Below are 26,193 nucleotides of genomic sequence, written 5' to 3'. Positions count from 1 at the left end.
GATTATCACCTCCTCGAAAATATTATTGGCAGAAAGGTATCGTAATATACATAATCAATAAAAATAATTTTTTATTAATAATGCTAGAATTAGTTTAATTAATTTGTAGATAATATGGATGTTAATTATCGAATTACATGAAAATGAGGATAGGATTAAGGTAGTTTTACCAGATATAAGGAATTTTCAAAATGTCAAATAGAAATTAAACTATAATATATACTTATCCTAAAAATTGAAATTTTAATGCTATGAAAATAGTGAGGTTGCATACTTTTTATGAAATAAACTATCTATATTTTTTAGTATTTTGCTATATTGAATTGAAGATTTTTAGCATAGGTGAAGGAATCCTACACATAGAATACATTTATCTTTTACCCAAGTGGACTTCATATTGGGCATTTCTATCACTTTAATAGGACATTTTTTTGTATAAAGGCTGCGACAAATACAATTATTTTTTAGATGGAATCTATCTGTTTTTCTCATTTCTTCATATCTTGGGATAATACATATTACATATTTATATTTTTATCTATTTTGTTTGGATTATGGATTGTTTATTATCAAAAAATTTAAAAATGTAACAAAAAATGATATATAGAAATATAATAATATGAAACATATTGTTTATGGAGGTTGAGTATATGGAGTTAAAATGGACTATAGTTATTATTATAATTATACTTGCCTTACTCTTATATATATGGATAATACAAAGAAAACAAGTTATTAATAATGTGTTACAAAGAAGTGATGAAGAAAAAATTAAAGATATTAATAATGCACTAGAGTTATATGGTTTTGTATATGATAAAACTAATGATATTATATGTTCAAATATGTATCCTTGGCAAAGAGAAGTAGGATATTGTAGGTTTTATGATGAAGCAGCACCTACCTTAAATATGATTATTGATAGCGAGCCTATTTATTTTGAATATGATAATAGAAGATGGCTTATTGAACTTTGGAAAGGTCAGTATGGAATGACTACTGGTGGTGAAATTGGTATATATGTAAGTGAAATGGATGATATTAATATACCAGGTATTTTTTCAGGTCCTTTTTTCGAAGCCGTATCAGATGAAGAACTATTAAATATGGATTTTAAGCTTAAAATAAATGAAGAAGAATTATTTCAAAGACAAGATTATCATTGGTGGCTAACAGGTTTTGATGTAGGTGTATTTTCTAATCCTAATAACTTATCAATGAAAATTAGAATAATTTTTCCAAATTCAATTATGAAAGATGCATTTCTTGGTGGATTAAAAAGAGCAGGTTATAAAGAAGATGAAATTAAAATAACTAAGAATATAATTTATTTTAATTTTGATAAACCTAAATCTGATCAACCATATAATCGTTATAAATTAATAATACCTTTTATCCAATTTATGAATAAAACTTACTGTAAGATATACAATTTAATTACTAAAGATTTTGAACGTACAATAGATAAAATTGATTTTTTACGATTATACTATCCTAATTTGCTTAGATTGATTGCAGGTAAAAATAGAATGAAAAAATTAAAAAAATCTTATAAAGTGATTTCATCTTATATAAGTGGAAATGAGATGAGAAGTAATGAGCATTTATAAACGCTTATCCAAAATCTATGAAAATTCTAAAGTTATTCCTTATGATTATTCTTCAAAATTTGTCATAATGAGTGATTGTCATAGGGGTAGCGGAAATTTAGGAGATAATTTTATAAAAAACCAATATATATTTTTCGCGGCACTTAATGACTACTATAAAAAAGGATTTACTTACATTGAATTAGGTGATGGAGATGAACTTTGGGAAAACAGATCTATGGAACAAATTATGGAAGTACACAGTAGTACATTTGAATTACTATCTAAATTTTATGAGTCAAACAGAATGTATATGATTTATGGTAATCATGATATGCAAAAAAGTTATACAGAATTTTTAGAGTGTCATTATAAAGGATATTATTGTGGAATAAGAAAAGATATTTTTTCATTATTCAATTATATAAGAGCATATGAAGGAATAATTCTAGAAAATGAAGACAATAATCAATATAGAACCTTTCTTGTACATGGTCATCAAGGAGATTTGATTAATGATAGACTATGGAAGCTAGGTAGGTTTTTAGTTCGTTATATCTGGAGACCACTAGAGATATGGGGATTTAATGACCCTACAAGAGCAGCTAAAAATTATAAAAAGAAAAATAGAATAGAACGACAACTGATGGCATGGTCAAAAGAGAATAACATAATGTTAATTGCAGGTCATACTCATAGACCTAGCTTTGCTAACTTAGATGAAGCTATGTACTTTAATTCAGGAAGTTGCATACATCCAACAGCTATTACAGCTATAGAGATTGAATGTGGTTGTATTAGCTTGGTGAAATGGAGTGTTATGACAAGAGAAGATAGTAGTATGTATGTAGGAAAAAAAGTTTTAAAAGGACCAGTAAAATTAGAAGATTACTTTGTAAGAAATTTAAAAGTAGAAAGTTTTTAAGTATTTAAAAGCTGATTCCTGTATTGATAAGGAGTCAGCTTTTTTAGCATTAGTATTACATTAAAAAGGAAAAGTATTATGATATAAGAATGGCAAAATCAAATATAAAAGGTATTAATATTTTAGTTAATGCTTTAGGTAATTCTTTAATGAATGGACAGTATAATCTATATAGATATCCAAATATAGGTTTTTTATACATATTTTTTTAATCTATTTATTTTTTATTATCATATTATAAGCAAATAGTATATATGGAATTTTTAAGGTAAATTATCTTACATAAATAAGAACCATTGTCTAGTATTTACATATAATATAGAGAACAATATTTATATCAGAAAAAGGGGAATCAACAATGGACAGAAATTATTGGCAAGATTATTGGGAAAATTATTACAAGTTTATGGCTGTATATCTTAGAGAGTTACAAAATGCATATCCTGATGCGGATATAAAAAATGAATACGCAGAAGTTGCTAACTTATTTGAACCTCCTATGTCTCTTGAAGATTACGAGGATTATGATGAATATGACGATGATAATGTCTATGCACAAACAGGTAACGATCCAAATTTTACATTACCTGGTGGTGGGCAATCTCCTACTCCTTTTATATCACCTGGTGGTGGTCAATTTACTATAAATAATTGTAGGAGAATGGCAGTAGTTAGAATAGTAATGAGAAGAGGCTTTACTCCTTCTAATTTCTTTATGCTAGTAGATAGAGCTGATAGAAGAAGTATTCAAGGATTTAGGATATCTTGTGAAGGTAGTAGAATTAGATTTGTACCAATGGCTGTAGAATATAGAAATATTAATCTTATAGAATGTGCATTTTAGATTAAATCTAATAATAGGGGAAATGATAATTTAATGAGTTATGTTGTGCTCATAGAGAGTATAGGTGACTTAAGTAATAAAATAGAAATAATAGTATAAGTTGATTGTGGGTTTGATTTTGCGAATCGTCTACAATATTGAAATCAAAGAAAAGATATTAGCTACTTAGCTAATATCTTTTTTTAGTATGCAAATATAAAGTATGATATTATAAAATAAAATACAAGTTAGGGAGAATGTATATATGTACAAAGAGAACATTTTAGTAGTAGAAGATGATGTAGATATAAATAACCTAATAACAAAAACACTAGAAAAACAGAACTATAAAGTAACGCAGGCATTTTCAGGGAGTGAAGCGCTGTTACAACTATCTATATCAGAATTTAAATTGATGCTACTAGATTTAATGTTACCAGGTATGAGCGGAGAAGAGATAATCAGTAAAATTAGAGATGAAAAAGAAATACCAATAATAGTAATTTCAGCAAAAACGTCTTTAAAAGATAAAGTAAATGTTTTGAATATAGGAGCAGATGATTATATAACTAAACCTTTTGAATCAGAAGAAATAATAGCTCGAATAAACTCACAGTTAAGAAGATATAGAAAGTATGAAATAAGTACACAATCAAATGAAATATACAAATTTAAAAATCTTACTTTAGAAGAAGAAACAAGAAAAGTAAAGGTTAAAGGAGAAGAGATACATTTAACTGGTCATGAGTTTGATATTTTAAGCATTTTAATTAAAAATCCTGATAAGGTATATTCAAGGGAATCATTGTATGAACAAGTATGGAAAAATGGATACTATGGGGAAGATAACTCTGTAAATGTTCATATTAGCAATATTAGAAAAAAAATTAAATCAGTATCACAAGATGAAGATTACATAAAAACAGTGTGGGGAATAGGATTTAAATTAAATAATAATTAATAAAAATCTTTATGCTTTCTTTAAACTTTCTTGAATATTTATTAAAAAAATTTTTATATCATAGTTATTGTAAGTTAGTTAATAAATGGTACTTAATACTGCTTAAATAAAGAGGGAGAAATATATGAAGGAAGTTATAAAAACGTATAATTTATCTAAGAAATATGGAAATTATGATGCATTGTTAGATGTAAATATTAATGTAAAACAAGGTGATATATATGGTTTAGTAGGTGATAATGGAGCAGGTAAGACTACTTTACTTAGAATATTATCTGGGCAGTCACATGCTAGTAGTGGTAGTTTTGAACTTTTCTCAGTTTCAGATGAGAAAGAATTAAATGAAGTTAGAAAACATACAGGTGTTATTATTGAATCGCCAAGTTTTTATCCTAATCTTACTGTTGAAAAAAATATGGAGTATTATCGTATTCAAAGAGGTATACCAGGAAAAGACAAAGTTATTAAAGCTCTTGAAGATGTTAATTTGAGTCATGCTAAAAAGAAAAAATTTAATCAATTATCTCTTGGTATGAAGCAACGACTAGGATTAGCTCTTGCTATTATGACAGAACCAGAGTTATTAATACTTGATGAACCAATTAATGGCTTAGACCCATCAGGAATTATTGAAATTAGAAATCTACTATTAAAATTAAATAAGGAAAAAAATATTACTATAGTTATATCAAGTCATATACTTTTAGAGCTATCAAATATTGCAACTTGCTATGGATTTTTAAATAAGGGAAGATTAGTCAAAGAAATATCTTCAACTGAACTTAATGAAAAATGTAAAAGCTATTTAGAAATTAAAGTTACTAATGCCAATAAGTTAACTGCACTATTAGAAGAAAAATTAGGTTATAGTGATTATAAGGTTTTACCTAATGATATAATACAGTTATTTGATAGAAATAGAGACCCTCAAAAGATAAGTGAGCTTATAGTTAAAAATGGAATTGGATTAAATTGCATAGAAGAAAAAACTATAAATCTTGAAAATTATTATATGTCTTTGATTGGGGGATATTGCAATGCTTAATTATATAAAAAGTGAATTTTACAGAAATATAAATACTAAAGGAAATTATATATTTTTATTTGGAAGTATAGCATTTGTAATATTTATAAATGTAGCCTTAGGTTTATTTGCACAAAGCCAAGTGAATTTTCCGTATGGAAATACAAAATATTCTCTTAGTAGTTTTTATACTTATATGGGATTATTAATACTTATATCTATTTATTTAGTTTCATTAATTTTTGGTCAAGAATTTAAGAACTCTACACTTAAAAATTCTATTGCCTTTGGAATTTCAAGAAGTGAAATATATTTAGGCAAATTTTTAGTAGAAGTAGTAATTTGTACAATAAATTTAATATTAATTAGTAGTGCATACGTTATAGCTGCATACGTAATGCTAGAGGATAGCGGTATAGTATATTTAAAAGATTTTATAAATGCAATAGTAGCATGCTTTCCACTGTTATTGGTTAGTATGACTGCTGCTCATTGTTTTTACTTCATATTTGATAATGAGAGTATAGCTGTGACATTTTGGTCAATTTTTATAGTATTTGTGCCACTATTAATATCAATGGCTGGACGAAAAATAGATATACTAGGTAAAATAGCAAGATGGCTACCTTGGAATATAGTTGGAAATGCTACATTTGACAGTAATACTAATCGAATAATCATGGCATGGAATACTACTGATGGTTTTGTAAGATGTTTTATAGTAGGATTTATAGGAGTTGTATTATTTTATACATTAGGATTAATTATGTTTAAGAAAAAAGAAATAAAATAGATAAAAAGGGGCGTGTGGATGATGGAATGAATGTTAGTAATTTTATTAATACCAAGTGTGTATTTTTCTGTACGCTTTTTCTTGCTTTCTAGAAATATTAAAACATCAGTTAAGGACTTTAAATATATTTCTGAAAATATAGATACAAATCGTAAACTTAAGTTAAATCATCCAGATAAGAATTTTGAGAAATTATTATCTGAAATAAATCAGTATTTAGAAGATACACAAGTAAGTAAATTAAAGTACATAAAAAGAGAAGAAGAAATTAGAAAAGAAATCGAAAATGTTTCTCATGATTTAAGAACACCTTTAACTTCTATTAGGGGATATTTAGAGTTAATAAATGATGAAACTATTACATCTAAAGAAAAGAAAGATTACCTTTGTATTGTAGAAAAAAGAGCTAAGGTTCTTCAACATTTAATTCAGGATTTTTATGATTTAAGTAGGTTTGAAAATAATGATTATAATTTAAATATGGAAATTATAGATATTAATAAGGAGCTAAGAGAGCATATACTGGTATTTTATAATGATTTTGAAAAGAAAAATATTGAAGTGGATTTAAAGTTAGATGAAAATCCAGTATTAGTAAGGTTAGATGAAAGTGCTATTAAAAGAGTTTTTAATAATTTAATTCAAAATTCTATTAAGTATAGTAAGAGTCATTTTTGTATGTCAATAAACAATAAAGGTAGAGAAGTTATTATTGAGTTTAAAAATGATGTCCAAGATATTAATAAAGATGAGTTAAACTTACTGTTTAATAGATTTTATATGAAGGATAAATCAAGAAGTAGTGATAGTTCTGGTTTAGGTCTTACAATAACCAAGCTTTTAGTTGAATCTATGAATGGTGAAATTGATGTTGATATGGATAAAGAATGGATTATATTTAGAATAAAGTTTTTATCAGAGATATATTAAATATATGAAAAATTAATTACTTAAATAATTTTATCGTGGGTATGATTTTTGAGAATCATCTCTACCATTGAAATTAAAAAAACACATTGAGAATATTATCAATGTGTTTTTTATTTTATAAAGTAGTTAAGCTAGTCTAATATAATATATAATTAAACATAGGCAAATATAATATGATAATATATGGAGAAAAAGTATGTTTACTATAATGATAATAGAGGATAACGAACTAATAAGAAATGAAATTCATAATTTATTAGATTTAAACAGATATAAAACAATAAAGGTAAATGATTTTAATAGTATTACAAAGCAAGTGAAAGAATACAATCCAGATTTAATACTACTAGATATAAATTTACCAGATGAAGATGGCTTTAAAATCTGTACAGAAATAAGAAGTTTTTCAAAAGTTCCTATAATATTTGTAACTAGTAGAAATACAAATATAGATGAACTTATGGGAATAACATTAGGAGCCGATGATTTTATAACAAAGCCTTATAATACACAAATACTTCTAGCAAGAATAGCATCATTACTAAAAAGAGCATATCCTAACGAAAAAACAATAGATAATATAGAACATAATAGAATAACATTAAATATATTAAAAAGCACAATAGAAAAAAATGATAAATCAGTAGAGCTTACAAAAAATGAATTTAAAATATTACATTACTTACTTATAAACAAAGGTAAGATAGTTTCAAGAGTAGATATATTAGAGTATTTATGGGATAGTGCATTATTTGTAAATGATAATACTCTTACAGTTAACATTACGAGAATAAGAAGTAAGGTAGAGGAGTTAGGGGTAAAAGACTATATAATAACTAAAAGAGGACAAGGTTATATGGTATGAATATAAAAGATTATTTAAACAAAAGGATAGGTATAATTAGCTTAAACATTATATCTTTGATAACATTATCAATATTTTTATTTAGTGTAGGAAACCCTTTTAAAGTTATAAAAATAGTGGCAATAACATGGATCATAGTATTATTAATATATCTTTTGTATGAATATAAGGCTATAAGAAAACATTTTGATGAAATAAATAAATACATTGAAAACACAGATAAAAAATATTTACTAAGTGAAATAATAAAAGAACCTAAGTATATAGAGGCAATGCCATATTACTATGCTTTAAAAAAGGCGAGTAAATCTATGAGAGACGAAATAAACACAATAAAAAAACAAAGAAAAGATTATAAAGAATATATAGAAAAGTGGGTACATGAAGTTAAGACACCTATTTCAGCTATTAAATTAATAGAAGAAAACAATAAAACATCTACGTCAAGACTAGTACTTCAGCAGTTAGAGGAAATAGATACATATGTAGAACAAGCATTATTTTATGCTAGAAGTGAAGATGTAGAAAAGGATTATTTAGTAAAAGAAATATCTTTAGATGAGTGCATTAATAGAGTTATCACTAAAAATAAGCAAGTGCTTATACTTAATAATATAAATATTGAGATAGATGATATTAATAAAAGCGTATATAGCGATAGTAAATGGTTAGAGTTTATAGTAAATCAAATTATAGTAAATGCAATAAAGTATAGGAGAGATAACAATCCTACCATAAAGATATATACTAATGAAATAAAAAATGCAGTTGAATTAATTATTTATGATAATGGTATAGGAATACCTAGTTATGAAATAGATAGAGTATTTGATAAAGGGTTTACAGGTAATAAAGGTCGCCTAAATTATAAATCAACAGGGATAGGATTATATTTGTGTAAAAATTTATGTGATAAGTTGGGGTTATTAATAAAAATAGAATCAAAAGAAGACAAATGTACAAAAGTTAGAATTATTTTTCCAAAAGGAAATTTTTCTAAATTTTAATAATTACCTCTTAACGTTACAATAACGTAACATTAATGAAAGGTTAAATCAAATCAAAACAAGGATAAATCATATAAAATAACCTTGAGGTGATAAATATGGGTGAAATATTAAAAATTGATAGTATAGAAAAATACTATGGAAATAAGGGAAATATATTTAAGGCAATTGATGATATAAGCTTTAATGTGAGGGAAGGTGAGTTTGTAGGGGTTATGGGACCTTCTGGTTCAGGAAAAACGACTTTATTAAACCTAATAGCAACTATTGATGAAGTAAGTTCTGGTCATATCTACTTAAATAAGCAGGACTTAACTGAAATAAATAAAAAGAATATAGCTAGATTTAGAAGAGAAAATCTAGGATTTATATTTCAAGATTTTAATTTATTAGATACTTTAACAATATATGAAAATATAGCTTTAGCACTTACAATAAATAAAACTAATAAAAATGAAATAGACGATAAAGTAAAATCTGTAGCAAAAGAATTGGGAATAATAGAAATACTAAATAAGTATCCTTATGAAGTATCAGGTGGTCAAAAACAAAGGACAGCTTGTGCAAGAGCATTGATAACAAATCCAAAGCTAATACTTGCAGATGAACCAACAGGAGCTCTAGATTCTAGGTCGGCTCAAATTCTAATAGAGATGATATCAAGTCTAAACAAGGATTTTAATGCAACAATATTAATGGTAACACATGATTCGTTTACGGCAAGTTACTGTGATAGAATTTTGTTTATTAAAGACGGAAAGATATTTACAGAATTAGTAAAGGGAAATAATACACGAAAACAATTTTTTAATCAAGTATTAGATGTAGTTGCATTGTTAGGCGGTGATGTAAGGGATGTACGTTAAATTAGCCATAAATAATGCAAAAAAATCTATTAAAGATTACTTAATATATTTTATAACTATAACAATGTGTGTAAGTTTGTTTTATGCTTTCACATCTTTATCAAGTTCTAGTTATGAACTTATAACTGAGGATACTTTCAACTTTGAATCTCTAAAAAAGATGTTAAAATACTCAACTTATATAATTACAGCATTATTAGCAATACTTGTTGCATATGTAAGTAAATATATGATTAAAAGAAGACAAAAAGAATTTGCTACTTATATATTATTAGGAGCAGAGCAAAAGAGTATAGCACTTATGTTTTTTGTAGAAATGTTGATAGTTGGAATATTATCCATAGCATGTGGGATATTTATTGGAACACTTTTCTCACAAGTTGTTACAGCTATGGTATATATAAGTGCTAAACAAGAAATAGTATTTTCATTTAAACTTTACTTAGACACAGTTTTTATAACATTTATATTCTTTATAGGAATGTTTTTAGTAGTAGGTATTTATAATATTAGAGTTTTAAATAAGTTAAAGCTTATAGATATGATGAATAATAGTAAAATAAGTGAATTTAAGTTTAAAAAAAGTAAAAAAGTTTATTCAATAGTATTTTTAATATCTTTAATATTATATGGTATATTTATATATTCAATTAAATTTATTATAAATATTAAAAAAGGAATAAATAGCACTAATCATTTAATTAGTGCAAATCAAATGATGTTTGCAGAAGTTATTTCAATAGTTTCATTTATAATAGCAACTTATGCTTTATTTTACTCAATATCATATATTCTTATAAGAATAAAAGAAAAACACAAAAAATTTAGCTATGAAGGTACAAATCTTTTTTTATTAGGAACAATAGTATCTAAAATAAGAACAACTCCAATACTTATGGCTACTATATCATTAACATTTTTAGGTGCTTCAATAAGCTTTATACTTACATTATTAATCTCTCAGTGGTCTTTAGGGTACTTAGATTATAGACTTCCTTTTGATATAGAGTTAAGGAGTGAATATTCATATAGACCTGAGAAAGAGTACAGTATAAACAAAATAGAAGATATGCCAAAGTTTAATTATTCAGAGGTTATAGACTATCTAAAAAACTCTGGTTTAGATATTAATGAGTATGAAGAATTAGAAAAGTACTGTATAAATAAAGAAGATTTTTACATAAGAGATAATAGAGAAAAGCCTGCCTTAGCTATAAGTTTAAGTGATTTTAATAAACTAAGAAGTATGAAAGGTTATGATACAATAAGTTTAAAAAATGATGAATATACAACTCAATGGGATAATACTACTGATCAGCAAGAAATTGACAAGTATATAGAAGAAAATAAAGTTATAAATGTAGAAGGAAAAAGTTTAAAAGTTAGTAAAGATGCATATTATAAAGAAACTTTAGGAGAAGGTATATATAATTATCCTACTACAAATATTATTATATTACCTGATGATATATGTAAAGATCTTGTAAGTGCAGGGGTAGATTTATTTATTACATCTAATAATGAGCTAAGTTATGAAGAAGCTACTAAATTTGAATTAGAGTATATACCGAAGTGGTTTGAAGAAAATAATCCAGAATTAATGAAAAAATATGATAGATCTTATTATTTTATACACGGAAGAATTAAATCAGCAGAAACTAGTGAAATTATAAATTTTACTCTAGGAATGAGAATCTTAGGATTATATTTAGGTACAGTTTTACTTATGATAAGTTTGACAGTGCTTGCTCTTCAACAGCTTACAGATTCAATAGAACATAAAGATAGATTTAATGTTTTACGAAAACTGGGGATAGAAGAAAATGAAATTAATAAAATAGTATTAAAGCAAATAAGTGTGTATTTTACTATTCCTGTAATAATAGGCATGATAGGATTTGTAGTATTTATATATAATTTTTATTTAATATATGAATCCTATATTAGTGCTTATATTGGAGATAGTATGTTTGTATTAAATATGAGTACAGGTATATTTATTATGGTAATTATTTATGTAAGTTACTTTATTGGAACATATTATACTTTTAAGAGGAATATAAGAAATTAAGAAAGGGATAATAAGAAAATTTAAAATATATTATCTATGATAGTTATATTTTTTAAAATTAACTAAATAAGTATATTAGAATTTTTTACTAAACAATAAATGCTCCAAAGAGTCTAACTCTACGGAGCGTTTATTGTTTAGTAGTGTGAAATCATATAAATTAATAAGTATAATGACGACACATATATATAAAGCGATTTCTAAAAGATTTTTAATATAGAACTAATAATAGATAGGAGATTAATTATGGATAGATTAAGAAGAAAAGAATTATTACAACAATACAAAGAAATGAAGCCAGAAATGGGTGTATATATGTTTAAGTCTATAAAAACAAATACAGTTTATTTAGGTTGTGACAAAAATATAAAAGCAACTATAAATGGTGATAGATTTAAATTAAATTCTAATAATCATAGATGTAAAAAGTTGCAAAAAGATTGGAATGAAAATAAAGAAGAGAACTTTGAGATAACAACAGTAGAAGTATTACCTTATGATAAAGATGAAAGTAAGGTAGATTATAGTGAAGATTTAAAAATATTAAGAGAAATGTGTAAAGATAGATTTACAGAAGAAAATGTGGAAGAAATATAGAAATAGAATTTAAATCAGTTATAAAAAATTACTTTAGCGGATGAATTTAATAAGCAAGGTGAATTATTAGGTGAAAGATTTTAAGGTAATTGTAGAAACACTAGAAGAGTTAGGATGATCACTGTTAATCTCCTCAAATATTGAAATTTACGAAAACACATTGATAATTTTATCAATGTGTTTTTTATTTAATCATATTATTTTATAAATGAAAATAAGAAAACTAACAATATAAAAAATAATAACCTAGAAATAATTATCAAAGACAATTTTTAATAAAATAAGGATGCCTTTTTTCTACAACATATTTTATACACATATGTTCTTTGAAATCATCAAACTTCAAATGATATCGTTACCTCATAGAACAAAACAAAACGAAATAGGAGGTAGTAATGAAATACAAAATAAACACAGAAATAATAAAACTACAAATGTTAAGAAAAAGGCTATTCAATAACCAAACTAGCAAAAGATAGCAACCTATCAAAATCAACAGTATCATTTTTGGTGTACTGTATTTAAAATATAGAAAAATAGTGTAGTCTAAAATATTTAGTACAGTAGGTACACTATAGCTAATAAAATTTTATATATTTACTTAGTATGTATAGTTTTATAGTTTAGTAGATTGTTAATGTACTTAGTGTACATGCTTTTTTCACTAATGAAAAATAACTTGATAATAAAGGATATTATAGATTAGTAGTGAAAATAAATTAAAAATGATAAATTAGGAAGTTATTAGAGTATAATTTAAAAGTATAGAATATAAACTTATATTAATTAAGTAAAGAAATTAGAAAGGTTGGAACACAGATGATAAGAACAATTGTAAAAGATATATCATTTTTAAAACAAAAATCAGAACCTGCGACAAAAGAAGATGTAGATGTTATTAATGATTTAATCGATACATTAAGAGCAAATTTAGAACATTGTGTGGGTATGGCAGCCAATATGATAGGAGTAAAAAAACGTATATTGGTATTTACTGTAGGTAATATTATAGTTCCTATGGTGAACCCAGTTATATTAAAAAAAGAAAATCCTTATGAGGCTGAAGAAAGTTGTTTATCTTTAGATGGTTTTAGAAAAACAACAAGATATGAAACTATAGAGGTTGAATATCTAGATATAAATTTCAAGAAGCACAAACAAATATTTACGGGATTTACTGCACAGATTATTCAGCATGAGGTAGATCACTTCGAAGGTATAATAATCTAATAGATAATATTGTAAGCATTATAATATGGATTTTTCTATAAAAATTATATAATGATATAACCTTTAAAGTATTTAAATTACCGCATTAATATGTGTGGTAATTTTTTATTTTATTAATAATAAAAGTAAACGATTTTTATTGACATAAGTAGCTATAATAGTTAATATAGTTTAGTACAAAACAAAATTTAATATGGAGGTGTTTCCATTATGAATAAAAATAAGCTTAAGCTAGGACTTGATATTAGCAAAATTCATCATATAATTTCAAGGAAGATGGATGCTTCTGTAATTAGTGCAATTGATGATAATTTAACTGTATCACAAGCTTATGTAATAGATTTTATTTCTAATGAAGGTAAGGATAAAGAAATATTCCAAAAGGATTTAGAAAAAGCCTTTGATTTAAAGCGCTCATCTATTAGCTTGATGCTAAATAATATGGAAAAGAGTGAGTTAATAGAAAGAGTACCTGTTACAGAGGATGCACGATTAAAGAAAATAATTTTAACTCAAAAATCTATAAAGCTTTATGAAAAAATTTCAACTGCAATTGATTCAATAGAGGATAAATTATCAGAAAATATAACTCCAGAAGAAATAAAAGTATTTCAAAGTGTACTTGAAAAAATAAGAAATAGTTTAGAATAACCGTTTGAAATTTCAATAACGGTTATATTTATATAAATATTGTTTTGCACAAAACATAAATAAAAATAGGAGGATGATATATGTCAAAAGTATCTAACTTTACAGAAGGGAAGATATTCTCCCCTTTATTAAAATTTGCAATACCTATACTACTTGCATTATTTTTGCAAACCATGTACGGTGCAGTTGATTTACTTATAGTAGGGCAATTTGGTAATGCAGCAGATGTGTCTGCCGTTTCAACAGGTAGTCAAGTAATGATGACTATAACTGTAATAATTACAGGGTTAACTATGGGGCTTACCATATTAATAGGACAAAAACTTGGAGAAGGGAATTCAAAAGAAGCTGGAAATGTTGTAGGAAGTGGTATTTCAATATTTGCTATTATAGCTATAGTTATTACTGTTTTAATTGTTAGATTTGCTTCACCTATTTCAACTTTTATGCATATTCCAAAAGAAGCTTTCGATAGCACTGTAATGTATATAAAAGTTTGTGCTTCAGGATCTATTTTTATAGTAGCTTATAATATTATAGGAGGCGTATTTAGAGGATTAGGAGATTCAAAAACTCCACTTATTACAGTAGGGATTGCATGTGTTACAAATATTATAGGAGATTTAATATTTGTTGGAATATTTAAAATGGCTGCTACAGGTGCAGCACTTGCTACTATAATGGCTCAGGCAATTAGTGTTATACTTTCTGTAATAATTATTAAAAAGCGTGGACTTCCTTTTGAATTTTCTAGAAAAAGTATAAAGTTTCATAAAGGTTTAACATCAAAGATAATTAAATACGGTACTCCAATAGCTTTACAAGATGGACTTGTACATTTATCTTTCCTTGTAATTATGATTATAGGCAATTCAATGGGAGTAATTCCATCAGCAGGAATTGGTGTCGCAGAAAAACTTGTTGGATTTATAATGCTTATACCATCATCTTTTTCTCAAGCAGTATCTGCGTTTGTTGCACAAAACTATGGAGCTAAAAAATACCATAGATCAAGAAAAGTTCTTGTTTATGCAATTTCGGCTTCTTTATGTTGTGGAGTTGTAATGTTTTATATTACCTTCTTCCATGGAAATTTACTTGCAGGAATGTTCTCTAAAGATAAAGATGTAGTCTTAGCAGCTTGGGAATACATGAAAGCATACGGAATAGACTGTCTTTTAACTGCAATTATGTTCTGTATGGTAGGGTATTTTAATGGATGTGGAAAAACAACTTTTGTAATGATACAAGGAATAATAGGTGCTTTTGGGGTAAGAATACCAGTATCATATATTATGAGTAAAATATTACCAGTATCGTTATTTAAAGTAGGTCTTGCAACACCAATGTCTACATTTGTACAAATTATATTATGTGTAATTTACTTTATGATTTTATCAAAGAAGTTGTCAAAAGAAGAGACACCTGTAGATATAACTTATCAAGTACAAGAGCAGTAAATCTTTAATTTTAATAATTGAAGTACACGAATACCTATATCCTTTTGGATATAGGTATTTTTTATTATGAATTTTTATATAAGTTTTCAAAAAGTACATAATAATTATTTTTATTTGATTTTAAAATGTTATTGATATTGATTATTAATAATGATAGAATTGTTATAGTAAATTAAATTAGGGGGAAAAGCTAGTGAGTAAAATTAAAAAGTTTATATATGTAACAGTAGGATTAATATCATTTGTGTTAGGCGCGATAGGCGTTGCACTTCCAATACTTCCGACTACTCCATTTTTATTATTAGCGTCATATTGTTTTGTTAGGGGCTCTGAAAAGTTTGATAGATGGCTTAAGTCAACAAAAATTTACAAAAAACATTTAGAAAGCTTTGTAAATGAAAGAGCTATGACTATGAAACAAAAGATAGGTATATTATTATTCGCAGATATAATGTTAGCATTTCCAATTATAATATTAGATAGTTTACATATTAGGTTATTTTTAATAGCTTTAGCATGTTTTAAATATTATTACTTTATGTTTAAAATAAAAACAATAAAACAAGATGATTTAAAAGTAAATTCTCAATAAAGGTAAAAGTAGAAAGGAAAACATGAATGTTACATAGATTAGGATCAATGTTATTTTTGTTAGCTATAATAACATATTTTTTTAAGTATTTAAAATTTATAAATAATAAACTAATTTTAAAGTTACATATTTTAACTGGAAGTTTAGGATCACTAGCAATGATTGTATATTCAATAACAGATTATATTAAGGATAAGGAAGTTACAATACTGCCAGTAGGTATAGCTAGTTTATTAATAATATTATCTGGGACTAATAAGGTCAGAAAAAAATATAAATGGTTACATTTAATGTCGGTTATAGGATTTGCAGTTGCGCTTGCATATCATATAATCAACTAATATGCAGGAGGGAATATTATGGTAAATAAAAGATTACTTTCGCTTAGCAAAGAATCTCAAAAATATGTATATTTTACAGTTTTAATGAACTGGATATCAATAATTTGTAATATAGGAATAGTTTTATTTGTTGGAAATATAATAGACAAATTATATAATAATGATTTGAATTTTAATATGGTAGCTTATGTGGCTTATTTAGGTTCGTTAATATTGATAAGATTTATATGCAATTATATGTCAGGAATATTTTCTTATAATTCTTCAGCAAAGGTAAGAGCATCAATAAGAGAAAGTATTTATAAGAAATTATTAAAATTAGGTGTAAATTATAATGACACAATATCAACATCATCAACTGTTCAAATAGCAGTAGATGGAGTTGAGGCACTTGAAATTTATTTTGGTAGATACTTACCTCAATTATTTTATAGTTTATTAGCACCGCTTACATTATTTGCTGTTATAGCACCTATAAGCTTTAAGGCAGGTATAGTACTTTTAATATGTGTTCCATTGATACCAATATCAATAGCGTCAGTTATGAAATTTGCTAAAAAACTTTTAAGTAAATATTGGGGGATATATACTAATTTAGGAGATTCATTCCTAGAAAATCTTCAAGGTCTTACTACTTTAAAGATATTTGATTTAGATAAAGAAAAAAATGATGAAATGAATAAAGAAGCAGAAACTTTTAGAAATATAACAATGAAGGTTTTATCAATGCAATTAAATTCTATAACAATAATGGACTTAATAGCATTTGGTGGTTCTGCTATAGGTATATTAATAGCTGTTAATGAATTTTCTAAAGGCAATATTACTATAGGATCTACAGTAGTAATAATATTATTATCATCAGAGTTCTTTATTCCGATGAGGCTACTTGGGTCATTTTTCCATGTCGCTATGAATGGATTAGCTGCTGCTGATAAGATATTTGATTTACTTGATGCTAAGGTTGAAGAAGAAAAAGAGTTATCAGATAAGAATAAAGCAAAATTAAAAGATATTTCTATATCAATAAAAAATGTTGATTTTAGTTATGATAAAGAAAGAAAAGTCTTACATAATGTAAATATAGACATAGAAAATAAATCAATGGTTGCTTTAGTCGGAGAAAGTGGTTGTGGAAAAAGTACAATAACTAATTTACTTTTAAAGTTAAATAAGGTCGATAAAGGTGAAATTCTATTAAATGAAGTAAACTTAAATGATATACCATTTAATGAATTAAGAAAAAAAGTAAGCTTTATAAGTCATAGCTCGTATATATTTAACTCTACGATAGAGGCAAATTTAAGAATGGGTAAAGAAGATGCAACTGAAGAAGAACTATATATAGCTTTAAAGACAGCAAATCTTTATGATTTTGTAATGGGACTTGATAAAAAATTACAAACTCCAGTTGGTGAAAATGGATCGTTCTTATCAGGAGGGCAAAAGCAAAGATTAGCTTTAGCTAGAATGATACTAACGAATCCGGAAGTTTATATATTTGATGAAGCAACTTCAAATATTGACGTTGAAAGTGAAGACTCAATACTTGAAACGATATATGCTTTAGCAAAAGAGAAAACTGTAGTAGTTATATCACATAGATTAGCTAACATAAAAAATGCGGATAAGATATATGTGTTAGATAAAGGATATATAGCTGAAAGTGGAAATCATGAGGAATTAATGAACAATAATTCAGCATATGCGAATCTATATACTAATCAAGAAAACTTAGAAAATATATATAAAGAAGATATAGTTAGGGAGGTGGCTATAAGTGAATAATGAAAGAAAAAGATTGTCAGGTAGTAAAATAATGCTTAGACTTATAAAAATACTAAAGCCACTAGTACCTGTAATGATGATAACAATAAGTTTTGGTATATTAGGATTTTTAGCGGCTATAGCAATAACTACATTTGGAGCAGTTGCTATGGGAGATATTATAGGTCTTGATATGGGTTATACTTTTAAAAATGCAGTAAAAATAATAATAGTATGTGCAGTACTTAGAGGTATATTAAGGTATATAGAACAATACTCAGGTCATTATATAGCATTTAAAATACTTGCTATACTAAGAGACAAGGTATATAAAGCTTTAAGAAAGTTAGCACCAGCTAAGCTTGAAAGTAAAGAAAAAGGAAATTTAATATCAGTTATAACTAGTGATATAGAATTACTTGAAGTATTTTATGCTCATACAATAGCACCAATAGTTATAGCCATAATTACATCATCAATAATAGCATTATTTTTATATAATATAAATCCATACTTTGGGATTATAGGATTAGTTTTTTATGTAATAGTAGGATACATAATACCAGTTTTATCTTCTAAATTAGGAAGTGAAGCAGGACTTGATTATAGAAATGAATTTGGGCAAGCTAATAGTTTTTTACTTGATTCATTAAGAGGTATAAAAGAAATATTATTATTTGGTCAAGGCGATAATAGACTAAACTCAATAAATAAAAATAGTGATAAATTAAATGAAAAAATGAAAGTTATAAAAAGTCATGAAGGTTTAATAAGAGCTTTAACTGATATAACTATAATGATAGCAATACTTATAACTCTTTACGTAGGTGTTGAATTATTTAAAGCTGATATTATAAACTTAGGTCAAGTAATAGTTGCTTTAGTTTTACTTTCTAGTTCTTTTGGACCAACTGTAGCGTTAAGTAACCTATCAAATAACTTAATGCATACATTTGCTTGTGCACAAAGATTATTCGATATATTAGATGAAGTGCCTGCTGTTGAAGAAGTATCTGGAAATTGTGATTTAGAAATGAATAATACTAATATAAATGATTTAGAATTTAAGTATGCAGATAGAGATGAAGTATTACTTAAAGATGTCAATCTTAACATTAAAAAAGGGGATAAGGTTGCAATAATAGGAGAAAGTGGTTGCGGAAAGAGTACACTTTTAAAGCTTATGATGAGATTCTGGGATGTAGAGAATGGAAGTATTGAAATAGACAATAAGAATATAAAAACTATTCCAACTAAAGCATTAAGAAAAACTCAATCATTAGTAAGTCAAGAAACATTCTTATTCAATGATACTATTATAAATAACTTAAAAATAGGTAAAAAAGATGCAACTATTGAAGAGGTAATAAGTGCTTGTAAAAAAGCCTCAGTACATGAGTTTATAGAAACTTTACCTAATGGATATGAAACTAATGTTGGAGAAATAGGTTCTAATCTTTCATCAGGTGAAAAGCAAAGATTAGGTATAGCAAGGGCATTTTTACATAATCCACAAGTTTTAATACTTGATGAGCCTACAAGTAATTTAGATACACTTAATGAGGCACAAATATTAAAAAGTATAAAAGAAGAATCAGATGATAAAACAATAATAATGGTATCACATAGAAAATCTAGTACATCAATATGTGACAAGAAGGTTTATGTAAAAAATAATACACTTAAATTCAACTAATATAAAAGGGCTATTTTAGCCCTTTTATATTAGAGATAATTAGGGAGAAAGAGTATGACTAGAATAGAAAAAGAGAAAAATATTATTAATCTTATGATAAATATATATTGCAATAAAAAGCATAGGCATAAAAACGGAAGCTTATGTAATGAATGTAGTGAACTTTTAGAATATGCTAATAAAAGGTTGGATTTTTGTAAATTTGGAGAAGAAAAGAAGTTTTGTAGTAAATGTCCTATACATTGCTATAAAAAGGATATGAGAGCTAAGATTAAAGAAGTCATGAGGTTTTCAGGTCCAAGGCTATTACTTCATGAGCCAATAGAAGTTATAAAACATATTTTTGAGAGATAAGATAAATTAATAATATACTTAGAAACTAAAATAGATTTGTAGATGTATATATCATACTTGATTATTTTTAAGTTTAGTTTAAGGTAGAGTTGCTATTATATCCTAAGAAAAAGAATACAAATAAAAATTCAAATTAAATAGATATAATTTTCGGAGGGTAAATTATGAACAAAAAACTATTAACAACGTTATGTGCACTTTCCTTAACAGTAAGTGTAACAGGATGCTCAGTAAAAACTAATACAACAACATCTACAAATACAAACAAAACTACAGTAACCGATCAAACAATAGATTCAACAAAAAGCGAAGAATTAAAAGAAGTAGATACATATATAGAACTTGGAGATAGCATAAGCATAAACGGAGAAGGTGCTAAGGTAGAAAACAATGTAGTAACAATAACTTCAGCAGGTACTTATAGCATAAGCGGAGAATTAAAGGACGGGCAGATAGTAGTAAGTTCAAGTGAAGAAGATAAAGTTCAAATACAATTAAACAATGCAAATATAACAAGCTCAAATAGTGCACCTATATATGTAAAAAGTGCTAAAAAAGTAGTAATAGGGCTAAGTGAGGGAACTAAAAATACTATAACAGATGGAGAAAATTATGTATTTGAAGATGCTACAACAGATGAACCAAATGCGGCAATTTTTAGTAAAGATGACCTTACTATAATAGGAACAGGTTCATTAGTAGTAAATGCAAACTACAACAATGGTATCACTAGTAAAGATGACTTAAAAATAGAAGGCGGACAAATAACAGTAAATGCAGTATCAGATGGACTAAGAGGTAAAGACTCTATTACAATTTTAGATGGTAAAATAACTATAGATGCAAAGGAAGATGGTATGAAATCTAGTAATACTGAAGATGTAGAAAAAGGATATATACATATTCAAGGTGGGACTTTAAACGTCACGTCAGGACAAGATGGAATACAAGCTGAAACTAATGCAGTAATATCTAATGGAGAAATAAATATAGTCTCAGGTGAAGGAAGTAAAAATAGTAGTAGTAAAAATGAAAACTGGGGTAACTGGGGAGGTAAGCAGCCAGCAGAAATGCAATCACCAGGAGTGCAACCACCAGAGAAGAATAATACAACTACTACAGAAGAAACGGATTCTACTAGTGCAAAAGGGATAAAAGCAACTTCTAACATTACAATATCTGGAGGTGACATAAATATAGATTCATCTGATGACTCTATTCACTCAAATGACACCATAATGATCAATGGAGGTAATATCAAAGCATCTTCTGGAGATGATGGTGTACATGCAGATTCTAAAATAGAAATAAACGATGGAGATATAGATATTACAAAATCATATGAAGGGATAGAGAGTCAGTCTATAGCAATTAACGATGGGAATGTAAATGTAGTATCAAGTGATGATGGAATAAATGCTGGTGGAGGCAATGATGCTTCTTCAACTAGTGGTAGACCAGGAGAAAATAATTTTAATTCATCTAGCAAATGTGAAATAGTTATAAATGGCGGGTATACAGTAGTAGACGCTAGAGGAGATGGTATAGATGCAAATGGCACAATAACAATAACAGGTGGTACAACAATAGTAAACGGTCCTGAAAATAACGGAAATGGTTCTTTAGATTATGATGGAAGTTGTGATATAAGTGGAGGAATATTAATAGCAGCAGGTAGTGCAGGTATGGCACAATCACCTAGCGCCACTTCCTCTCAAAACTCAGTAAACGTAGCTTTATCATCACAACAAGCTAACACAATAATTCATATAGAAGATGAAAAAGGAAATGAAGTAATTACCTTTGCACCATCAAAACAATATCAGTCAGTAATAGTATCATCACCTGAATTAAAAACAGGTTCAACATATACAGTATCTTATGGAGGAACTTCAACTGGAGAAGCTAAAGATGGATTATACACTGGTGGTAAATACTCAGGAGGAACAAAATCTACGAGCTTTACAGTATCAGAAAGTGTAACTAACCTAGGTTCAGCAGGAGGTTCTATGGGAGGTGGAAAAGGTGGCATTAGACCAGATAGAAATGGTAGTATGCAACAACCACCAACACAAAATAGCATGGAAAACAATATTCAAACACAATAACAAATACTAAAAAAGAGGAGCAGTAGCTCCTCTTTTTTAAGTGTTTGTTATTTTATTGAAGAGGAAGCTCTACTATAAAAGTAGTATCTTTTCCTACGTTACTTTTAGCATATATCTTACCTTTATGTTGAGCTACTATAGACTTAGCAATAGATAATCCTAATCCATAACCTCCAGTTTCTCTTACCCTGGAAGTATCAATTCTGTAGAATCTTTCAAAAATTTTCTCTAGATACTCAGGTTCAATACCTTCACCAGTATTTTTAACTATTAGCTTAACTTTATTTTTATCTTTAAATAAATCAACAGTAATTTTACCACTCTTATTACTATGCTTTATAGCATTGTCCATTAATATATTAAATAATTTTTTGATACCCTCAGTATCTCCATTAATAAAGATATCATTTGAGATATTTTCTTCTAATTCAATACCATTTTCATAGATAATAGCATCAAATCCAAGCATCATACTTTGGACTATCTTACTAATATTAATAGATTGGAGTTCAATTTTATTTTCTTCAACATCTAGCTTAGCAAGAGATAACATCTCATTAACTAACTCAGACATTCTGTCACATTGAGAGTTAATGTAGTTAATCCATTTAGACTGATTTTTTACAGCATCATTTGGATTACTTAGTACTAATGAAGTATTGGTCTTTATAATGGTAAGAGGGGTTTTTAACTCATGAGAAGCATCAGCAATAAACTGTTTTTGCTTTTCAAAAGTTTCTTTTATAGGTTTTAGAGCCTTGTTAGTTAAATAAAAACTAATAAATAATAAAGCTATTAAACTTATACAGCCAACTAATAAGAAACTCTTTAAAAGCTGAGTTACTGTATTTTGCAGATAAGTTCTATTTAGTAAAACAATTTTACTGCCCATAGGAGTATCTTCTTTTGTATAAGAATATTTAGTATCACCTATTTCTATTTTGCCAGATCTACTTTTATTGTTTAGTATTTGTACTACAGATTCCTTTAGATTATTGTTGTCAATTTTAGTATTAAAACGAGTAAAAGTATTTAATATATTTTTGTCCTTATCATACTCTGCAATTATATAGTCATAATAAGGTTTAGGTTTATGACCACCCCTTAATAAAACTTCCATTTCACCATTCATTTCATTAACTATATTAGTATAAGTTATGGCAAAAATAGTTCCAAAAATAGCTACAAAAACTGTAGTAAGCAATGTCATATTAATAAGTATAAATTTTTTCTTTAGCTTATCAAACATTTTGCTCCTCCAGTTTGTACCCAACTCTTCTTAAGGTAGTAATTTGAACATTTGACTTTACATAGGCTAATTTTTTTCTAAGGAAGGAAATATACACTTCAATATTATTGTGCTCTACATCAGAATCAAAGCCCCATAGTTTAGTGATTAAATCATCCTTAGTTACTATAGATGTAGGTCTTTCCATAAAATATTTTAGTATATCAAACTCCTTAGAAGTTAGAGTAAGAGAAGTACCATTGACTTCCATATTATAGGTAGAAATATTTAATTTAATATCTCCAAATTCCAATATATTATTATTTACCATAGGACCTTTTCTTCTAGTTATAGCTCTTAGTCTAGCCAATAGTTCTTCAGGAGAAAAAGGCTTAGGTAAATAGTCATCAGCACCATAATCAAGTCCTAAAATTCTATCTTCAACACTACCTTTAGCAGTAAGGAGTATAATAGGAGTTGAAATTCCTTCTTTTCTTAAGTCTTTTAATACATCTAGACCATTCATTTTAGGCAACATTATATCTAAAATAATAACATCATAAACATCTGTTAAACCATAATCAAGTCCATCTTCACCATCAAATACGGCATCAACAGAGTAATTATTTTTTATTAAAATCTGAGTTAAAGCTTCGGAAAGTTGTTTTTCATCTTCTACTAATAATAATTTCATAAAAATATACCTCTTTATATATTGTCTAATAATATATTACCAAATAATTACACATTTATTATCTAAATTTAAAATTATAAAATAAATCCCCTTAAAATTACTTTAAGGGGTTAATATTAACTGTAAGTATTATTTTCAAATCCAGCTAACGTTAAGACTATATTTAAATTTCCATTTCTACATCTTAATTCATCAATGAATTTCTTTTGATTTACATTAGGCTTTAATTGAACTTTGTAATTTAATTCAAACAATGCACCGAAATCTCTAGTCCTGATTCTTTCTATATAAAATGAGTCAGTGTATTTGTTTAATATATCTTCAAAAGCATCTTCATAGTTTAAATCTTCAGGAATAGTAATTTTAAGTTGCATATTTTTATTTTTAGGTGTTGCGAACTTAGTCAATTCAAGGATTGCCATAACTGCACATAATATAGTAGTGAATATTACAGCATATCCAATATATCCCATACCACAAGTAAGACCAACAGCTAAAGTAAAGAATACATAAGCTATATCTTTAGGATCTCCAGGAGCACTTCTAAAACGAATTATTGAAAATGCACCAGCTAAACTAAATGCTCTAGCTATGTTGTTTCCTACTAATAAAATTATTATAGCTATAACCACAGGTAGCATAATAAGAGTAGTAGTAAAACTTGAGCTATAAGTGTTTTTGTTTGTCTTCATATATATAACGCTAATTAAAAGTCCTAAAACAATTGATGATATTATTACAATAAAAGCATTTATCAGAGTAAATGACTCCCCACTTGTTGATGAAATTATTGTTTCTAACATACTTTTTCTCTCCCTTTTATATCTATATTTGAATTGTTTAAGCAGTAATTCATAAATTCACTCCCGTACTTTGAAAAATGAGTGTTGTAAATTTCTAGTTCAGTAAGTATTCTAGTAAACCATAAAGGCATAGCACCTAAAATTTTTACTTCCATTAAATACTTACTTTCGCCTAAAATATCTTGTCCAAAACTTCCAGACTCTAAAGCTAAATCATCTCGTCTAGTAATAATTTGAGAATCAAAAGTTAATCTAAAATCTCTATCATCGTTAGCAAAAAATGCCTTTCTAGAGTAGCTAATATATACTTTTGGATAGACTTTATTTTTTTTTAGATAATACTGTATCTCATTAATAACTTGTTTATTGATATAATCATTAGAAGTAGGTGCTATACCTTGGTTTACAAATTTATAGGCTTCATCTAAAGTAAGAACAACTCTTCTTTTATTAACAATACCGTTGATTTTCTTTTTAAGTTCTAAAAAGACACTATCATCTATACTATTAGGTACAGTATAACTTCTAAGTCTTAGCTTTTCCTTATAATAAGGTTTAGCAATAGAATGTCTAATAACATCGTTGTTATCTGTATCGTAATATATATTGTAGATAGAGTAGTTCTTACCAGACTTACAATGTTCATCTGGATTCATATACTCTAGTAATCTTGGTATTAATGCATCATACTGTTTTTGAGTTAAAATAAACTTCTTTTCATAACGTTTAAATGACTTAATCGCCATCAAAATACCTCCTAAAAAATATTTCTATATCTCTGTGATTTTATTGTATAAATTTAACCTTAAATGAATCTT

At 26.7% G+C, this 26,193-nt stretch carries 25 protein-coding genes; 21 read left to right on the top strand and 4 right to left on the bottom strand.

The features are described from left to right. Positions 1-650 precede the first annotated feature (650 nt). From I4U66_RS05445 to I4U66_RS05340, 21 genes are all read left to right on the top strand, one after another. Positions 651-1,610, top strand: a complete 960-nt coding sequence (locus tag I4U66_RS05445; RefSeq protein WP_195928582.1) for a DUF4474 domain-containing protein — start codon at positions 651-653, stop codon at positions 1,608-1,610. Further along, positions 1,597-2,514, top strand: coding sequence for a metallophosphoesterase (locus I4U66_RS05440; RefSeq protein WP_195928581.1), 918 nt, complete (start codon positions 1,597-1,599; stop codon positions 2,512-2,514). The genes I4U66_RS05445 and I4U66_RS05440 overlap by 14 nt, the downstream gene beginning before the upstream one ends. Before the next feature lie 358 nt (positions 2,515-2,872). Next, entirely contained in the window at positions 2,873-3,358 is a 486-nt protein-coding gene (locus I4U66_RS05435) for a hypothetical protein (RefSeq protein ID WP_166504754.1), read from the top strand. Between the two features lie 244 nt (positions 3,359-3,602). After that, a complete protein-coding gene (locus I4U66_RS05430) occupies positions 3,603-4,298 on the top strand; it encodes a response regulator transcription factor (RefSeq protein WP_092922657.1) in 696 nt (231 codons plus the stop codon). Positions 4,299-4,422: 124 nt separating this feature from the next. Then, the gene (locus tag I4U66_RS05425; protein WP_092922660.1) at positions 4,423-5,343 is read left to right on the top strand and encodes an ATP-binding cassette domain-containing protein; all 921 of its coding nucleotides are present in this window, start codon (positions 4,423-4,425) and stop codon (positions 5,341-5,343) included. Beyond that, the gene (locus I4U66_RS05420; RefSeq protein WP_092922663.1) at positions 5,336-6,115 is read left to right on the top strand and encodes an ABC transporter permease; all 780 of its coding nucleotides are present in this window, start codon (positions 5,336-5,338) and stop codon (positions 6,113-6,115) included. Before I4U66_RS05425 ends, I4U66_RS05420 begins: the two co-directional genes overlap by 8 nt. A 30-nt stretch (positions 6,116-6,145) precedes the next feature. Further along, the gene (locus I4U66_RS05415; RefSeq protein ID WP_092922666.1) at positions 6,146-7,045 is read left to right on the top strand and encodes a sensor histidine kinase; all 900 of its coding nucleotides are present in this window, start codon (positions 6,146-6,148) and stop codon (positions 7,043-7,045) included. 196 nt (positions 7,046-7,241) lie between these two features. Then, positions 7,242-7,910, top strand: a complete 669-nt coding sequence (locus I4U66_RS05410; protein WP_092922669.1) for a response regulator transcription factor — start codon at positions 7,242-7,244, stop codon at positions 7,908-7,910. Beyond that, positions 7,907-8,917 (top strand): sensor histidine kinase, encoded by a 1,011-nt coding sequence (locus tag I4U66_RS05405; RefSeq protein ID WP_092922672.1) that lies wholly within the window; start codon positions 7,907-7,909, stop codon positions 8,915-8,917. Before I4U66_RS05410 ends, I4U66_RS05405 begins: the two co-directional genes overlap by 4 nt. Before the next feature lie 98 nt (positions 8,918-9,015). Beyond that, complete coding sequence (locus I4U66_RS05400) at positions 9,016-9,783, top strand: ABC transporter ATP-binding protein (protein WP_092922675.1); 768 nt, start codon at positions 9,016-9,018, stop codon at positions 9,781-9,783. Next, on the top strand, positions 9,773-11,854 hold the full coding sequence (locus I4U66_RS05395) for an ABC transporter permease (protein WP_195928580.1): 2,082 nt from the start codon (positions 9,773-9,775) through the stop codon (positions 11,852-11,854). The genes I4U66_RS05400 and I4U66_RS05395 overlap by 11 nt, the downstream gene beginning before the upstream one ends. 246 nt (positions 11,855-12,100) lie before the next feature. Beyond that, positions 12,101-12,451: a GIY-YIG nuclease family protein gene (locus I4U66_RS05390; RefSeq protein ID WP_092922681.1), complete on the top strand. Its 351-nt coding sequence runs from the start codon at positions 12,101-12,103 to the stop codon at positions 12,449-12,451. 798 nt (positions 12,452-13,249) lie between these two features. Then, positions 13,250-13,681 carry a peptide deformylase gene (locus I4U66_RS05380; protein WP_271893384.1) on the top strand — a complete coding sequence of 144 codons (432 nt, stop codon included), beginning with the start codon at positions 13,250-13,252 and terminating at the stop codon, positions 13,679-13,681. A 210-nt stretch (positions 13,682-13,891) separates the two neighbouring features. After that, positions 13,892-14,332, top strand: coding sequence for a MarR family winged helix-turn-helix transcriptional regulator (locus tag I4U66_RS05375; RefSeq protein ID WP_092922687.1), 441 nt, complete (start codon positions 13,892-13,894; stop codon positions 14,330-14,332). 80 nt (positions 14,333-14,412) lie between these two features. Then, positions 14,413-15,792 (top strand): MATE family efflux transporter, encoded by a 1,380-nt coding sequence (locus I4U66_RS05370; RefSeq protein WP_195928579.1) that lies wholly within the window; start codon positions 14,413-14,415, stop codon positions 15,790-15,792. Positions 15,793-15,985: 193 nt separating this feature from the next. Continuing rightward, entirely contained in the window at positions 15,986-16,384 is a 399-nt protein-coding gene (locus I4U66_RS05365) for a YbaN family protein (RefSeq protein ID WP_092922693.1), read from the top strand. Between the two features lie 26 nt (positions 16,385-16,410). Further along, positions 16,411-16,725 (top strand): hypothetical protein, encoded by a 315-nt coding sequence (locus I4U66_RS05360; RefSeq protein ID WP_092922696.1) that lies wholly within the window; start codon positions 16,411-16,413, stop codon positions 16,723-16,725. A gap of 18 nt (positions 16,726-16,743) precedes the next feature. Further along, a complete protein-coding gene (locus I4U66_RS05355; RefSeq protein WP_195928578.1) occupies positions 16,744-18,513 on the top strand; it encodes an ABC transporter ATP-binding protein/permease in 1,770 nt (589 codons plus the stop codon). Further along, the gene (locus tag I4U66_RS05350) at positions 18,506-20,188 is read left to right on the top strand and encodes an amino acid ABC transporter ATP-binding/permease protein (RefSeq protein ID WP_330617297.1); all 1,683 of its coding nucleotides are present in this window, start codon (positions 18,506-18,508) and stop codon (positions 20,186-20,188) included. The genes I4U66_RS05355 and I4U66_RS05350 overlap by 8 nt, the downstream gene beginning before the upstream one ends. Positions 20,189-20,242: 54 nt before the next feature. Then, the gene (locus I4U66_RS05345; protein WP_195581500.1) at positions 20,243-20,542 is read left to right on the top strand and encodes a nitrous oxide-stimulated promoter family protein; all 300 of its coding nucleotides are present in this window, start codon (positions 20,243-20,245) and stop codon (positions 20,540-20,542) included. 164 nt (positions 20,543-20,706) lie between these two features. Then, on the top strand, positions 20,707-22,650 hold the full coding sequence (locus I4U66_RS05340; RefSeq protein WP_195581501.1) for a carbohydrate-binding domain-containing protein: 1,944 nt from the start codon (positions 20,707-20,709) through the stop codon (positions 22,648-22,650). A gap of 52 nt (positions 22,651-22,702) precedes the next feature. On the opposite strand, the gene I4U66_RS05335 is transcribed toward I4U66_RS05340, so the two are convergent. The 4 genes from I4U66_RS05335 to I4U66_RS05320 all read right to left on the bottom strand — a co-directional run bounded on the left by I4U66_RS05335 (position 22,703) and on the right by I4U66_RS05320 (position 26,121). Further along, on the bottom strand, positions 22,703-23,899 hold the full coding sequence (locus I4U66_RS05335; protein WP_195581502.1) for a sensor histidine kinase: 1,197 nt from the start codon (positions 23,897-23,899) through the stop codon (positions 22,703-22,705). Further along, positions 23,892-24,572, bottom strand: a complete 681-nt coding sequence (locus I4U66_RS05330) for a response regulator transcription factor (protein WP_195237964.1) — start codon at positions 24,570-24,572, stop codon at positions 23,892-23,894. The genes I4U66_RS05335 and I4U66_RS05330 overlap by 8 nt, the downstream gene beginning before the upstream one ends. A gap of 116 nt (positions 24,573-24,688) precedes the next feature. Further along, entirely contained in the window at positions 24,689-25,375 is a 687-nt protein-coding gene (locus I4U66_RS05325) for a DUF4956 domain-containing protein (RefSeq protein ID WP_195237962.1), read from the bottom strand. Next, positions 25,369-26,121, bottom strand: coding sequence for a polyphosphate polymerase domain-containing protein (locus I4U66_RS05320; RefSeq protein WP_195237960.1), 753 nt, complete (start codon positions 26,119-26,121; stop codon positions 25,369-25,371). Before I4U66_RS05320 ends, I4U66_RS05325 begins: the two co-directional genes overlap by 7 nt. Positions 26,122-26,193: the final 72 nt, after the last annotated feature.

This window comes from Romboutsia sp. D33t1_170424_H2, assembly GCF_015669105.1.
Classification (GTDB): domain Bacteria; phylum Bacillota; class Clostridia; order Peptostreptococcales; family Peptostreptococcaceae; genus Romboutsia_C; species Romboutsia_C hominis.
The sequence above is the reverse complement of the archived record's forward strand: the minus strand, read 5'-3'. Positions and strand labels throughout refer to the sequence as shown.